At 70.5% G+C, this 14,772-nt stretch carries 9 protein-coding genes; 5 read left to right on the top strand and 4 right to left on the bottom strand.

From position 1 onward, the window contains the following. Positions 1-15: 15 nt before the first annotated feature. Positions 16-609 (bottom strand): Rv3235 family protein, encoded by a 594-nt coding sequence (locus tag ACIQNU_RS00085; protein ID WP_401358971.1) that lies wholly within the window; start codon positions 607-609, stop codon positions 16-18. 323 nt (positions 610-932) lie between these two features. Between ACIQNU_RS00085 and ACIQNU_RS00090 the strand changes: the two genes are divergently transcribed. Next, entirely contained in the window at positions 933-1,448 is a 516-nt protein-coding gene (locus ACIQNU_RS00090; protein ID WP_401358974.1) for a DUF6912 family protein, read from the top strand. A gap of 58 nt (positions 1,449-1,506) precedes the next feature. Next, positions 1,507-2,169 (top strand): HAD family hydrolase, encoded by a 663-nt coding sequence (locus ACIQNU_RS00095; RefSeq protein WP_401358977.1) that lies wholly within the window; start codon positions 1,507-1,509, stop codon positions 2,167-2,169. Between the two features lie 163 nt (positions 2,170-2,332). Here the strand turns inward: ACIQNU_RS00095 and ACIQNU_RS00100 are convergent, their stop codons facing one another. Continuing rightward, on the bottom strand, positions 2,333-2,899 hold the full coding sequence (locus ACIQNU_RS00100) for a DJ-1/PfpI family protein (protein ID WP_401358979.1): 567 nt from the start codon (positions 2,897-2,899) through the stop codon (positions 2,333-2,335). 543 nt (positions 2,900-3,442) lie between these two features. On the opposite strand from ACIQNU_RS00100, the gene ACIQNU_RS00105 reads away from it, so the two are divergent. From ACIQNU_RS00105 to ACIQNU_RS00115, 3 genes are all read left to right on the top strand, one after another. Further along, positions 3,443-8,416 carry an NAD-glutamate dehydrogenase gene (locus ACIQNU_RS00105; protein ID WP_401358982.1) on the top strand — a complete coding sequence of 1,658 codons (4,974 nt, stop codon included), beginning with the start codon at positions 3,443-3,445 and terminating at the stop codon, positions 8,414-8,416. Positions 8,417-8,543: 127 nt separating this feature from the next. Continuing rightward, a complete protein-coding gene (locus tag ACIQNU_RS00110) occupies positions 8,544-9,056 on the top strand; it encodes a GtrA family protein (RefSeq protein ID WP_401358984.1) in 513 nt (170 codons plus the stop codon). Next, on the top strand, positions 9,040-10,533 hold the full coding sequence (locus ACIQNU_RS00115; RefSeq protein WP_401358987.1) for a hypothetical protein: 1,494 nt from the start codon (positions 9,040-9,042) through the stop codon (positions 10,531-10,533). Before ACIQNU_RS00110 ends, ACIQNU_RS00115 begins: the two co-directional genes overlap by 17 nt. 142 nt (positions 10,534-10,675) lie before the next feature. Here ACIQNU_RS00115 and ACIQNU_RS00120 read toward each other — a convergent pair whose 3' ends face one another. Then, the gene (locus ACIQNU_RS00120) at positions 10,676-12,361 is read right to left on the bottom strand and encodes a glycosyltransferase family 2 protein (RefSeq protein ID WP_401358990.1); all 1,686 of its coding nucleotides are present in this window, start codon (positions 12,359-12,361) and stop codon (positions 10,676-10,678) included. After that, a complete protein-coding gene (locus tag ACIQNU_RS00125; RefSeq protein ID WP_401358992.1) occupies positions 12,358-14,697 on the bottom strand; it encodes a CDP-glycerol glycerophosphotransferase family protein in 2,340 nt (779 codons plus the stop codon). Before ACIQNU_RS00125 ends, ACIQNU_RS00120 begins: the two co-directional genes overlap by 4 nt. Positions 14,698-14,772: the final 75 nt, after the last annotated feature.

The raw sequence follows: 14,772 nt of genomic DNA on the forward strand, positions 1-14,772 counted from the left end.
CTTTGCCGTGCCCGGTCAGCCGGGTGCCCGGTGGTGCCGGGTCGGGGGCATCCGGGTGCCGCCGAGTTCGACGGCCGTGCAGCGCCAGCGCTGGTCGACGCCGCGTTCCAGGCGGAACGCCATCGCGCGGAGCTGTTCTCCCGCGGCGATCCGGGCGAACGCCTCGATGGCGTCGGGGCGGGGCACGAAGTAGCCGATGTCGCGGACGACCGGCGCGGGTCCGCGCGTACGCAGCGGGGTGTGTTCCGCGAGCCGTGCCAGCTCGTCGTAGGCGCTGCCGGCGGTGTGGCGCAGTATCCAGTGCACGGGCCGGCGCCCGCTGAGCACCGCGAGCAGGCGGTCGGCGAAGAGGTCGGTGGGGCGGGGTTCGTGGCGGTGGTGCGGAGGGGCTACTGCCGGTGCCGGTGCCGGTGCCGGTGCCGGTGTGGGGGTGCGGGGTGGGGTGGCGCCCGGACGGCGGCTGTCGCGACGGCCTGGGGGACGGCGGGGGCCACCGGCGGTCGGTGACGGGCGTGCCGGTGGTGATGGCCGTGTCGGCCGTGATGGTGGTGCCGGTGATGTGGGTGACTTCGGTGGTGTCGGGCGGTTTCGTGACATGACCTTGTGCATGGTGGCGCCCCCGATCCGGGCCCGATGGAAGATACCGGGCAGTAGCTTGTGATGTGGATCTTGCATGGGGTGCGGGGGTGCCGTGCAAGGGGGCGGGGTGGCGGAGGTGCGGGGAGCGGGATTCACCTATCAGGGGGTGCCGTGCGCGGCGGGATGTGCCTGTGGGGGCCGGGGTCCGGTGCGCCCGGGTGACGGTGCCGGGGTGGGGGAGGCGGCCCTGAAGGGGGACTCCCGGACGTATCCTGTGGGCACCTTCCCCAGGAGTGGACCTTCCCGACGGAGCACCCTCGGCCCACCCTCCCCGACCAGGAAAGCGGCCAGCCATGCGCGTCTACGTCCCCTTGACCCTCCCCGGTCTCGCAGAGGCGCACAAAGCGGGTGAACTGGGCCCCGGCCCCCTCACGGCGTACGCGGTGACGCCCGCCCTGCGGGAGTGGTACGTCTCGGACGACATCGAGGAGCTGGAGTACGCCGCTCTCAACCGGGCCGCCGTCGCCTCGCTGCGACTGCTCGCCGTCGACCCCGGTGCCGTACGCCGCCGTGTCGTCGTCGCCCTCGACGTGCCCGACAGCGCCGCCGTCGCCGACCCCGACCGCGGGCTCGACCCCGGTGCGCTCGGCGAGGTCCGGATCGCCGACGCCGTACCGCTCGCCAAGGCCGCCGCCGTGCACGTCGACGCCGACGGTGCCGAGCCCGATGTGTCCGCCGCGGCGAGCGCACTCGGGGCCGCCGACCAGGGCGACGACGACGCGCAGTTCACGGTGGACGGCGCCGAGGACCACGAGCTGCTCTGGTACGCGACCCAGGAGATCCCGCATCTGCTCGGGATCGGGGACTGACCTGCGGAAACAGTGTGCGGGCGGCCCGTTGTCAGTGGTGGCCGGTACCTTTGCGGGCATGGGGAAAAAGGCAGCGCACATCGTCTGGGACTGGAACGGAACGCTGTTCCACGACATCGACGCGGTCGTCGGCGCGACGAACGCCGCGTTCGCGGAGATCGGGCTCGCGGCGATCACGCTGGAGCAGTATCGCGAGCTGTACTGCGTGCCGATACCCCGGTTCTACGAGCGGGTGATGGGCCGGCTGCCGACCGACGCCGAGTGGCAGGCCATGGACGATGTGTTCCATCGGCACTACACGCGGGCGCGGGTGGGGTGCGGGCTGACGGACGGGGTCGAGTCGCTGCTCACGGGGTGGCAGGACGCCGGGCACAGTCAGTCGCTGCTGAGTATGTACGGGCATGAGGAACTGGTGCCGTTGGTGCGGGGGTTCGGGATCGAGCCGTGGTTTGTGCGGGTGGATGGGCGGACGGGGCCGTCCGGGGGGAGCAAGGTGGAGCACATGGTGCGGCATGTGGGGGCGTTGGGTGGGGTGGATGTTGAGCGGATTGTGGTGATCGGGGATGCGGTGGATGACGCCGTCGCCGCGGTGGGGGTGGGGGCGGGGGCCGTGCTCTATACCGGGGGGTCCCATAGTCGGGGGGCGCTTGAGGGGGTGGGGGTTCCGGTGGTGGACAGTTTGGCGGAGGCGGTGGCCCTGGCCGGTGAGCTGACCGGGTAGTTACTCGACGGTTTCCTTTGGGGTGCCGGTTGCATGGGGTTGTGCCCACCCGTTCCGCCGTGCGGAACGCCTGCCCACAACAGGTCGGGGGTGATGTGGCGCCGTGTGGGGCGTCTGCCCGCAACGGGGTCGGGGGTGATGTGGCGCCGTGTGGTTGGGTGGGTCAGGTGGCTGGGGCTGTGGTGCGGAGGATTTTCAGGAATTCCCTCATCCAGGCCGGGTGGTCGGGCCAGGCTCGGGAGGAGACCAGGACTCCGTCGACCACCGCTTCCGTGTCCTGGAACTCCGCGCCCGCCTGCTCCATGTCGGGTTCCAGGGCCGGGTAGGCCGTGACGCGGCGGCCCCGGAGCGTGTCGATCGCCGCCGTCAGCAGCGGTCCGTGGCAGATCTGGGCCACCGGCTTGTCCGCGTCGAAGAACGACTTGAGGATCTTGCGCAGCTCCGCGTCGCCCCGCAGATACTCCGGTGCCCGGCCGCCGGGGATGACCAGGGCGACGTACTGACCGGGGTCGACCTCCGAGAAGGCCAGGTCGGCGGGCCAGGTGTAACCCGGCTTCTCGGTGTAGGTGTCGAATCCCGGTTCGAAGTCGTGGACGACGAATCGCAGCGTTTTGCGGGAGGGGGCGGCGATGTCGACGTCGTAGCCCTCCTCACGCAGGCGCTGATACGGATAGAGGACTTCGAGTGACTCCGCCGCGTCGCCGGTCACGATGAGGATCTTCGCTGGCATGGCCTTCTTCTCCCGTCGCGTTCCCCGTATGTCCCCGATGTCTTCCCCTGTATGTCCCTGAGAAGCCCTTCTCTCCTGCCACCGTGCGCCCGCCGTCCGGAAATGCCAAGCCGGAGGCGAGCCGGAGCCGGGCCCGAGACAAGTCGGACACCCGTACCCCTCCCGGCGCCGACCGCCTCTGCCCGCACATCCCGCGCCCCCCAGATGCTGTGCAGAGTGTCAAAGTTTGACCGCTGGTTTTGTACACATACGGCTCATGACGGCTCCCGGGTGGGGAGCGATAGCCTTGACCCGTGATCAGCGCGATATCTCGCGGGGGCGTCGTTGCCCCTGCCCTGCGCCCGGTGCACATGGAGGACATCCGTGCACGGGCGGTCGTTGATCTTCTCAGCCGGGTCGAGTGGTCGAAAATGGCCGATTCCGCCCCGCGTATCTCTCATCCCGGCATAACGTCGACAGCGACCGGACACCCCGCGTCGTGGCGTTACGTCTCTTCACTTTCTTCTACGTCACGCAACGGCGCGCGACAGGAGCCAGAGGACAATGCAGACCAAGCTGGACGAAGCCAAGGCCGAGCTGCTCGCACGGGCCGCCCGGGTAGCTGAGAACAGCCCGGTCGGGGGGTATCTACCGACTGGGACGACGGACGAGGGCATGCCCGACCAGGACACCGTGCTCGCGTTCCTCCAGCGCTACTACCTGCACACCGCCCCCGAGGACCTCGCCGACCGTGACCCGGTCGACGTCTTCGGCGCCGCTTTCTCCCACTACCGGCTCGCAGAGAACCGCCCCCAGGGCACGGCGAACGTCCGGGTGCACACCCCGACCGTCGAGGAGAACGGCTGGACGTGCAGCCACTCCGTGGTCGAGGTGGTCACCGACGACATGCCGTTCCTGGTGGACTCCGTCACCAATGAGCTGTCCCGGCAGGGCCGCGGCATCCATGTGGTGATCCACCCGCAGGTCGTGGTCCGCCGCGACCTCACCGGCAAGCTCCTGGAGGTGCTGCCCGCCGGGCGGGCCGCCGCGCTGCGCAAGCAGGACCTGCCGCACGACGCCCTCGTCGAGTCGTGGATCCATGTGGAGATCGACCGCGAGACCGACCGCGCGGACCTCAAGCAGATCACCGCCGATCTGCTGCGGGTGCTGTCCGACGCCCGTGAGGCCGTCGAGGACTGGGAGAAGATGCGCGACGCGGCCCTGCGCATCGCCGATGAGCTGCCGACCGAGCCCACCGCCGACGACCTGCGCGACCAGGAGGTCGAGGAGGCCCGTGAGCTGCTGCGCTGGCTCGCCGCCGACCACTTCACCTTCCTCGGCTTCCGCGAGTACGACCTGCGTGACGACGACTCCCTCGCGCCCGTGCCCGGCACCGGGCTCGGCATCCTGCGCTCCGACCCGCAGCACGGCACCGACGACCACCACCCGGTGAGCCCGTCCTTCAGCCGGCTGCCCGCCGACGCCCGCGCCAAGGCCCGCGAGCACAAGCTGCTCGTCCTGACGAAGGCCAACAGCCGCGCCACCGTGCACCGGCCCTCGTACCTGGACTACGTCGGGGTGAAGAAGTTCGACGCCGACGGCAATGTCGTCGGTGAGCGGCGCTTCCTCGGCCTGTTCTCGTCGGCCGCGTACACCGAGTCGGTGCGGCGCGTGCCGGTCATCCGGCGGAAGGTCGAGGAGGTCCTCCAGGGCGCGGGCTTCTCGCCGAACAGCCACGACGGCCGCGACCTGCTCCAGATCCTGGAGACCTACCCGCGCGACGAGCTGTTCCAGACGCCCGCCGACGAGCTGCGGTCCATCGTCACCAGCGTCCTCTACCTCCAGGAGCGCCGCCGGCTGCGGCTGTACCTGCGCAAGGACGAGTACGGGCGCTACTACTCGGCGCTCGTCTATCTGCCGCGTGACCGGTACACGACCGGGGTGCGGCTGCGGATCATCGACATCCTCAAGGAGGAGCTGCACGGCACCAGCGTCGACTTCACGGCCTGGAACACCGAGTCGATCCTGTCCCGGCTGCACTTCGTCGTCCGGGTCGCGCCCGGCACCGAGCTGCCGCGCCTGAGCGATGCCGACAAGGACCGTATCGAGGCCCGGCTCGTGGACGCCGCGCGCTCCTGGGCCGACGGGTTCGCGGAGGCGCTGAACGCCGAGTGCGGCGAGGAGCGGGCCGCCGGACTGCTGCGCCGCTACGGGGGCGCGTTCCCCGAGGGCTACAAGGCGGACCACACCCCGCGCGCCGCCGTCGCCGACCTGGTCCACATGGAGGCGCTGACGCACTCCGAGAAGGACTTCGCGCTCAGCCTGTACGAGCCGGTGGGCAGCGCGCCCGACGAGCGCCGCTTCAAGATCTACCGCACGGGCGCGCAGGTCTCCCTGTCGGCGGTCCTTCCGGTACTCAACCGGCTCGGCGTCGAGGTCACCGACGAGCGGCCCTACGAGCTGCGCTGCTCGGACCGCACCACCGCGTGGATCTACGACTTCGGCCTGCGCATGCCCCGGTTCGGCAGCGGCAACGGCGACTATCTCGGCGACGACGGCCGTGAGCGGTTCCAGGAGGCGTTCGCCGCGACCTGGACGGGCGCCGCCGAGAACGACGGCTTCAACGCCCTCGTGCTGAGCGCCGGGCTCAACTGGCGCGAGGCGATGGTGCTGCGCGCCTACGCCAAGTACCTGCGGCAGGCCGGTTCGACATTCAGCCAGGACTACATGGAGGACACCCTCCGCAACAACGTCCACACCACCCGGCTGCTCGTCAACCTGTTCGAGGCGCGGATGGCGCCCGAGCGGCAGCGCGCCGGTACGGAGCTGATCGACGGGCTCCTTGAGGAGCTGGACGGCGCGCTCGACCAGGTCGCCTCGCTCGACGAGGACCGCATCCTGCGGTCGTTCCTCACCGTCATCAAGGCCACGCTGCGCACCAACTTCTTCCAGAGCGCCGACGCCCAGGGCGGCAAGCAGATCCCGGGCGGCAACCCGCACGCGTACGTGTCGATGAAGTTCGACCCGCAGGCCATCCCGGACCTGCCGGCGCCGAGGCCCGCGTACGAGATCTGGGTGTACTCGCCCCGGGTCGAGGGTGTGCATCTGCGGTTCGGGAAGGTCGCGCGCGGTGGGCTGCGCTGGTCGGACCGGCGGGAGGACTTCCGTACGGAGATCCTCGGCCTGGTCAAGGCGCAGATGGTCAAGAACACCGTCATCGTGCCGGTCGGTGCGAAGGGCGGCTTCGTCGCCAAGCAGCTCCCGGACCCGTCCGCCGACCGGGACGCGTGGCTCGCCGAGGGTGTCGCCTCGTACAAGACGTTCATCTCGGCGCTGCTCGACATCACCGACAACATGGTGGCCGGTGAGGTCGTGCCGCCCGACGACGTGGTCCGGCACGACGAGGACGACACCTATCTCGTGGTCGCCGCCGACAAGGGCACCGCGACGTTCTCGGACATCGCCAACGACGTGGCGCAGAGCTACCACTTCTGGCTCGGCGACGCCTTCGCGTCCGGCGGCAGCGCGGGCTACGACCACAAGGGCATGGGCATCACCGCGCGCGGCGCCTGGGAGTCCGTGAAGCGGCACTTCCGGGAGCTGGGGCACGACACGCAGACCGAGGACTTCACGGCGGTCGGCGTCGGCGACATGTCCGGTGACGTGTTCGGCAACGGCATGCTGCTGTCCGAGCACATCCGGCTGGTCGCGGCCTTCGACCACCGGCACATCTTCATCGACCCGCGCCCCGACGCGGCCGTCTCCTACGCCGAGCGGCGCCGCCTGTTCGAGCTGCCGCGCTCCTCGTGGGCGGACTACGACAAGTCGCTGATGTCGTCGGGCGGCGGGATCTTCCCGCGTACCGCCAAGGCGATCCAGCTCAATTCGCACATCCGTGAAGCCCTCGGCATCGAGTCCGGTACCGCCAAGATGACCCCGGCCGACCTGATGCGGGCGATCCTCCAGGCACCCGTCGACCTGCTGTGGAACGGCGGGATCGGCACCTATGTGAAGGCGTCAACGGAGTCGAACGCCGAGGTCGGCGACAAGGCCAACGACGCGATCCGTGTGGACGGCGCCGATCTGCGTGCCAAGGTCGTCGGCGAGGGCGGCAACCTGGGGCTGACCCAGCTCGGCCGGATCGAGTTCGCGACGAACGGCGGCCGGGTCAACACCGACGCCATCGACAACAGCGCGGGCGTGGACACCTCCGACCACGAGGTGAACATCAAGATCCTGCTCAACGCGGTCGTCGCGGACGGCGACATGACCGTCAAGCAGCGCAACGCGTTCCTCGCCGAGATGACCGACGAGGTCGGCCGTCTCGTCCTGCGCAACAACTACGCGCAGAACGTGGCCCTCGCCAACGGAATGGCCCAGTCGCCCTCGCTGCTCCACGCCCACCAGCGGTTCATGCGCCGCCTCGGCAAGGACGGCGCGCTCGACCGCGCCCTGGAGTTCCTGCCGACCGACCGGCAGATCCGGGAGCGGATGAGCGCGGGCCGCGGGCTGACCCAGCCCGAACTCGCCGTCCTGCTCGCCTACACCAAGATCACGGCCGCCGAGGAGCTGATCGGTACCGGGCTGCCCGACGACCCGTATCTGCGCCGGCTGCTGCACGCGTACTTCCCGCAGGCGCTGGTCGACCGGTTCCCCGAGCAGGTCGACGGGCACGCGCTGAACCGCGAGATCGTGACGACCGTCCTCGTCAACGACACCGTGAACACCGGCGGTTCGACGTTCCTGCACCGGCTGCGTGAGGAGTCCGGCGCGTCCCTGGAGGAGATCGTGCGGGCGCAGCTCGCCGCGCGGGAGATCTTCGGGCTCGGCGCGGTGTGGGACGCGGTCGAGGCCCTCGACAACGTGGTGGCGGCCGACGTCCAGACCCGGGTCCGGCTGCACTCGCGGCGCCTGGTCGAGCGCGGCACGCGCTGGCTGCTGAACAACCGGCCGCAGCCGCTGCAACTCGCCGAGACCATCGACTTCTTCCGCGAAGGTGTCGCCCAGGTCTGGTCCGAGCTGCCGAAGCTGCTGCGCGGCGCGGACGTCGAGTGGTACCAGCGGATCCACGACGAGTTGACGGGCGCCGGGGTGCCGGGCGAGCTGGCGACGCGGGTCGCCGGGTTCTCGTCGGCGTTCCCCGCGCTCGACATCGTGGCCATCGCGGACCGGATGGACAAGGACCCGATGGCGGTCGCCGAGGTGTACTACGACCTCGCGGACCGGCTGCGGATCACCCAGCTCATGGACCGGATCATCGAACTGCCGCGGGCCGACCGCTGGCAGTCGATGGCGCGGGCCTCGATCCGCGAGGACCTGTTCGCGGCGCACGCGGCGCTCACCGCGGACGTCCTCGCCGTCGGCAACGGCGCCTCGACGCCCGAGCAGCGGTTCAAGGCATGGGAGGAGAAGAACGCGCCGATCCTCAGCAGGGCCCGGACGACCCTGGAGGAGATCCAGAGTTCGGACGCGTTCGACCTGGCGAATCTGTCGGTCGCGATGCGGACCATGCGGACGCTGCTGCGGACGCACAGCTGATACGTGCGGCACGTCAGGCGGGGCGTCCGGCACCACACGGTGCGGGGCGCCCCGTCGGCGTTCAGGGAAAATTCCGGCATTCCGTCTAAAGTGGACCCGATTGTCAGACTTGAGGGGTGTCCACTTCGTGACCGTGAATGTGTCCCACAGCCCGCCGCGGCAACTGCCCGCGGCCGGGCCCGCGCTCGCCCGCCTGCGCCGTCTCGCGCTGGAAGTCGTCAAGTTCGGGATCGTCGGCGGCAGCGGGGTCGCGGTCAACTTCGTCGTCTTCAACCTGCTGCTGCACGGCCTGGCGTCCGGCCCGATGACCGCGACGGTCCTGGCGAGTTGCGTCGCCATGGCGAGCAACTACATCGGCTTCCGCTTCTTCGCCTACCGCGACCGTGCCTCGCGGACCCGGCAGCAGATCCTGCTGTTCTTCGTCTTCAGCGGCATCGGCGTCTTCATGGAGACCGTCCTCTTCTACGCTGCCTACCACGGCGCGGGTATGACGGGCCCGCTCGAATCCAACGCCGCCAAGGCGTTGTCCATCGGCCTCGCCTCCGCCTTCCGTTTCCTGGTGTACCGCACCTGGGTTTTCCAGCACGATGGGCGACTTGAACCGGAACGGGGCGGCGGAGTCCATGGAGCCAACGGCTGACCGGTCCGGCGCCGCATCGGCAGCCGTCGCCTGGACCGCCGTCGCCTGGACCGCCGCCGGGGCCCTGCTCCTGCTGCTCGCGCTCGTCATCGTGCGGTTGCCGTGGGCCGGCGACCTCGGCATGCACGCCGCGACGATCGAACGCCTCCGGCACAGCCTCACCGCCCCCGGCAACCCGCTGGTCGACGCGGACACGCCGAGCCCGTACTACTCGCCCTGGACCGTCCTGCTCGGCGCCTTCGCCAAGGTGACCGGGCTCGGGACCTTCACTGTCCTGCGGATCGCCGCCGCCGTCGGGCTGATCCTGCTCGTCACGGGGGTGTGGCGGTTCGTACGGACCCTGAGCGCGCACCGGGCCGCGCCCGCCGTCGCCGTGCTCTGCGTGCTGCTGCTCTGGGGGACCGAGCGGTTCGACTGGAGCGGCTTCCCCGGCCTCGGGTCGCTCGCGCTGACCGTCGCGTATCCCAGTACGTTCGCGCTGGGCCTCGCCTTCCATCTGTGGGCCGGGCTGCGCGGCGCGCTGCGGACCGCGGCCTCCTGGTGGGTCTTCCTCGGGCTGGGGCTGCTGTGGGCTGTGGTGCTGCTGAGCCACCAGTTCTCCGGTGTGGTCGCGACCATCGGGGTCCTCGCGATGCTCGCCGGCGCGCGGCCGTGGCCCGGCGAGGCCGTCTGGCTGCGGCTCGCGGCCGGGCTCGCGCTCGGCGTCGCGCTGCTCAACGAATGGCCGTACTACTTCTTCTTCAGGCTGCTGACTACAGGTGGGGGCCTCGACGCGATCCACCAGTCGCTGTACCGGCAACTACTGCCGCACGTCGGGCTCGCGCTGCTCGGGGTCGTCGCGCTCGCCCTGCGGTGGCGCCGGGACCGCCGGGATCCGCTGGTGATCTTCTTCGCGATCGGCGCGGTGGTGTTCGCGGCGGGTGGGGTGACCGGGCATTACGCGTGGGGGCGGGTGTTGCCCGCGGCGCTGATCCCGGCGCAGGTCGCGGCGGCGGTCGAGGTGTTCGAGGCGCGGGGTGTCGCCGTGCGGCGGGCTTTCGGCGGGGTGTTGTGCGGGGCACTGGCCGTGGGGATGTTTAGCCAGTCGGGGACGCTGGGGTATGTGGTGCCGTTGCGGGCGTTGCCCTCTGTTGTTGCGGAGAAGTACCGGGCGCCCTGGGTGGGGTATCGGTGGGTGGTGCCGTGGGTGCGGTACGGGGATGTGGTGATGGCTCAGACGTTTCCCGCGCGGCAGATTCCGGCGTACGGGGGGTACACCGTGGCGCCCGGGTATCCGGATGTGTTTCTTGCGGATGAGGGGGTGCGGGGGCGGGATCGTGATCTGTACTACTCGCCTTCGGCTTCGGATGCCGAGCGGGGGAGGGTGCTTCGGGAGTATGGGGTGCGGTGGGTGGTTGGGGGGCCTGTGTGGGGTGGGGTACGGGCTGTTGCTACGGGGCCTCAGGGGTTGGTGCTGTATGAGGTGGTACGGGGCTGAGGTTTCTGTTCACGGGGAGCCGTTGCATGGGGTTGTGCCCACCCGTTCCGCCGTGCGGAACGCCTGCCCACAACGGGTTTGGGGTGGATTGGGGTGCTAACGGGTTGGGGGTGGGATGGGGTGCCGTTGGGCTTTGTGTTGGTTATCGCAAGGCGCTTGCTATCAGGTCTGTCAGTTTTCGGGTTCTTGGGGTGCTCAGGCGGTGGGTTATTGGCTGGAGTAGGGACGGGAGGCCCGTTGGGGTCCAGTGGAGTTGTAGGCGGCCCGCTGCTCTGGCTTCCGGTTCCACTGTGATGCGGTGGTGGCCTGTTTTTGTCGTCAGACTCGGGAAGGTCAGGGGGGCCAGGAGGAGGCCCGTGTTGCGGAGGTGCTGTTCCTCCAGGATCAGGATTGGGTGGCGGGTGCCTTCAAAGCCCTGGAGGGGGAGTGGGGCCGCCGCCAGATCCAGGCGTACGCGGCCCTCGAAGACGCCGGGCCGTACCGGGTCCAGACGGAACGGGACCGTCAGCCGGCGCCGCCCCGGCGCCACCGCGATGCTCGCCACACGCGGCCCGACCGGCAGCCGCAGCCCCGGGTCGTACGTCCGGATCGTCAGGTCGACGCTCGCGCCGGGACCCCGTTCCACCGACAGGATCTCGTGCCGGAACAGCGCGCTCGGGAACGGGCGGCTGTCCACCCGCTGGTCCGTGAGGTCCAGCGCGGTGCGCCCGTCCTCCGTGTCGGGCACCCGGTCGCCCCAGTAGATCCGGCCGTCCGCGTCCGTGACGGTGGAGCGGGGTGCCACGCCCTGCCCGAGCCCGCGCGCCGCGAGCCGGACATCGGCGAAGCGCCGGTCCCGTACGAGCTGGATCACCACGCGTTCCGCGCGCGGCAGCCGGGCGTACGCGGCGGGGGAGAGGGTCGCCAGGTACGGGTCCATGATCTCGGCGAAGCCGGCAAGCCAGGCGTCGTCGCGGTACGGGAGGTCGCCCGCGTACATCCGGAAGTCGTGCTTGAGGAACTTGTAGTCCTTGTCCTCGCGGATCGACGCGTGGCCGCTGTCGGTGAGGAAGGCGTCGATGAGGCGCTGGACATGGACGCGGTCGCGGACGTTGGCGAGTTTGTGCCGCTGGTTCGATATGGAAGCGTCGGCCGTGGTGGCGTACGGCGCGATGTACCAGCGGTAGACCGGCTCCGGGATGATCGTGAAGGAGCGGGCCAGACAGTACGCCTGGGCCGAGAACAACTGGTCCTCGTAGTGGATGCCCTCGGGGAAGCGGAGGGCGTGCCGGTCGAGGAAGTCCTTGCGGTACATCTTGCTGGTCGACAAGTGCTCGAAGAGCAGCCGGGGTTCGGCGTCGATGCCGTCGACCGTGCGCCGCTCGGCGACCAGGTGCGGCATCCAGGTGGAGACTCGGCCGGTGTCGGTGCGGACCCGTTCGACGGCGCCCATCGCGAAGTCGATGTCCCGTTCGTGGTGCGCGGCGAGCAGCGACTCGACCGACCGGGGCGGGAGTTCGTCGTCGCTGTCGAGGAACATGACGTACGGGGCGCGGGCGATGTCGAGTGCGCGGTTGCGGGGCGCGCTGCATCCGCCGCTGTTCTCGGGGAGCCGCAGATAGGTGATCCGGTCGTCCTCGGCGGCCAGCGCGCGGGCCACCGCCGGGGTGTGGTCCGTGGAGTGGTCGTCGCTGATGACGATCTCGATGTTCGCGTGGGTCTGGCGGCGCAGCGACGCCACGGCGCGCGGCAGCCGTTCGGCGTCGTTGAAGACGATGACCGTCACGGTGACATCGGGCGCGGGGCGGCCGTTCGTAGGTCGGCCGCCGGTCATCGGATGGCTGTTCATCGCGCGGCGGCCTCCTCCGGGGTGGGGACGGGGGTGCGCGCGTCGACCGGGATCACCGGGGGCAGCGCCGACTCGTCCTCGCCGAGGAAGACCCGGCGCACCACCCGCTCGGCCGCCCGCCCGTCGTCGAACTCGCAGAACCGGCGCCGGAACGCGGCCCTCGCCTTCGCCGCCGACGCGTCGCGCCACGCCCCGGAACGGAACACCTCGGTCAGTTCGTTCTGCGTACGGACCACCTGCCCCGGCGGACTCTCCATCAGGTCGAAGTACACACCGCGCGTCTTCGCGTACGTCTCCCAGTCATCGGCGTACACGACGATCGGGCGGTCCAGATTGGCGTAGTCGAACATGATGGACGAGTAGTCCGTGACGAGCGCGTCGGCGGCGAGCGCCAGCTCCTCGACCGGGTCGTACGCGGAGACGTCGATGATGCGGCCATCGCGCCGCAGACCGGCGAGCGGGGACGCGGCACCGCCGTAGAAGTAGTGGCCGCGGACCAGGATCACGGTGTCGTCGCCGAGGCGTTCGGCGAGGTCGGCGAGGTCGAGCCGGGGGGTCCAGCTCGCCTCGTAGTCGCGGTGCGTCGGCGCGTACAGGAGGGCGGTGCGGCCGGGGGCGACGCCTAGCCGTGCGCGTACGGCGAGGATGTCGGCGGCGGTCGCGTGGTGGAGGACGTCGTTGCGCGGGTAGCCGTGGTCGAGCGAGACGAAGTGGGAGGGGTACGCGCTCTCCCACATCTCCGTGGAGTGCGTGTTCGCGGAGACGCTGTAGTCCCATTTGTCGACGCGGGCGAGGAGGCTTTGGAAGTTGAGGCCCTTGGACGCCGTCGGATAGTCGCGCTGGTCCAGGCCCATCCGCTTCAGCGGGGTTCCGTGGTGGGTCTGGAGGTGGATCGCGTCGGGGCGTTTGACGACCGCGCCGGGGAAGTTGACGTTGTTGACGAGGTACTTGGCGTGGGCCATCACGGCCCAGTACCGCCGGGTGCCGGGCACGATGTGGTCGGTGCCGGGGGGCAGCAGCGGCGCGTTCGCGGCCGACACCACCCACACCGGGTGGATGCGCGGGGCGAGTTCGCCGAGTTTGGCCGCGATGGCCGCCGGATTGCAGGCGATGCCCCGGTCCCAGTACGCGGAGAACACGGCGAGGTTGTCGTCCACGGGCTGGTCCAGGGCCTTGCGGTAGCGGTGGTCGCGCAGTGCGGTGCCGACCTTGCGTTTGCGGCGCGCGAACTCGGTCCGCAGTTCGCGTCGCTTGTGGTTGACGGTCTGGAACGCGCGATACCTGTCAAAGGCATCCTGTTCCAGCAGGGCGTGCCGGATGCCGTCGAGCCCTTCGGGGCGTACATGGCCGTCGGGGCGCCAGCGGGCGGCGGCGCGCGACGCCCGGTGGAAGAACTCCTTGGCGACCGGGGCGGGCAGGGCGTCACGGGCGATGATCCGCAGCCAGGCGGCGACCATCACGTCGTAGAACACGGCCCGCGCCGCCCTGGGCGTACCGAGCCCCGCCATCAGGCTCTGCACGGCCTCGTACCGCTCCACGACCGCGAACTGCTCGGCGGGTGTGAGCGGCGGCAGGCTCGCGATGCGCAGCCTGCGGTCGTCGAGGACGACCTGGTCGGCGGCGGCGATGCGGCGGGCGTGGACGAGGGTGGCGTAGGCGAGGGTGGGTTCGTCTTCGAGGGTGGCGAAGAGGGCGGGGGCGGTGTGTGCCGGAGGGTGTTCGGGGGTGGTGTGCGCCGCGGGGTGTTCGGGGGTGGTGTGCGCCGCGGGGTGTTCGGGGGTGGTGTGCGCCGCGGGGTGTTCGGGGGTGGTGCCGTGCCAGAACGTGGCGCGGAGGGTGCGGTTGCCCAGCAGGGGGGTGAGGCGCAGCAGGTCGGGGAAGTCGGCGAGGCCGAGCGGGGAGCGGCCCGCGCGGGCCAGGACCGGGCCGTCGTCGGACGGCACGCCCGAGGTGTGCCAGGTCGAGTGGGTGTGGTCCATGACGACGACGTCGACGTCGTCGGGCCGGCCCGACGTGGCGTCCGCGATGGTGCGCAGGGCGCCCGCGGGCAGCCGGTCCTTGGCGTGCGTGAAGTGCAGCCAGGTGCCGCGCGCCCGCTCAGCACCGGCCGCGCGGGCCGCGCCGTCGGAGGTGCCGTCGGGGAGGGGCACCGTGGTGAAGCGGGGGTCGCGGGCGGCGTAGGTGTCGGCGACGCGGCGGGCCGAGGCGCCGACCGCGGCGACGATCACCTCGGTCGCCGTGGAGGGCCGGTCCGCGATGCCGTCCAGGCAGGCGGCCAGATGGCCCTGGACGTTGCGGCCGTGGACGATGACGCTCAGGTGCGGCTGATCCGGCATCCTCACCCTTCACCCCTCACCTCTCGCTCGACGCTCCCACAGTGTCCGTAACGGAGCAATTCGTCAGGTTCGTCG

The organism is Streptomyces sp. NPDC091292 (genome assembly GCF_044757265.1).
Taxonomy (GTDB): domain Bacteria; phylum Actinomycetota; class Actinomycetes; order Streptomycetales; family Streptomycetaceae; genus Streptomyces.

Bases quoted from the DNA above. Each gene is read 5' to 3' on its own strand.
- ACIQNU_RS00095 (WP_401358977.1), top strand. From the start codon at position 1,507: ATGGGGAAAAAGGCAGCGCACATCGTCTGGGACTGGAACGGAACGCTG.
- ACIQNU_RS00105 (WP_401358982.1), top strand. From the start codon at position 3,443: ATGCAGACCAAGCTGGACGAAGCCAAGGCCGAGCTGCTCGCACGGGCC.
- ACIQNU_RS00100 (WP_401358979.1), bottom strand. From the start codon at position 2,899: ATGCCAGCGAAGATCCTCATCGTGACCGGCGACGCGGCGGAGTCACTC.
- ACIQNU_RS00090 (WP_401358974.1), top strand. From the start codon at position 933: ATGCGCGTCTACGTCCCCTTGACCCTCCCCGGTCTCGCAGAGGCGCAC.
- ACIQNU_RS00115 (WP_401358987.1), top strand. From the start codon at position 9,040: ATGGAGCCAACGGCTGACCGGTCCGGCGCCGCATCGGCAGCCGTCGCC.
- ACIQNU_RS00125 (WP_401358992.1), bottom strand. From the start codon at position 14,697: ATGCCGGATCAGCCGCACCTGAGCGTCATCGTCCACGGCCGCAACGTC.
- ACIQNU_RS00120 (WP_401358990.1), bottom strand. From the start codon at position 12,361: ATGAACAGCCATCCGATGACCGGCGGCCGACCTACGAACGGCCGCCCC.
- ACIQNU_RS00085 (WP_401358971.1), bottom strand. From the start codon at position 609: ATGCACAAGGTCATGTCACGAAACCGCCCGACACCACCGAAGTCACCC.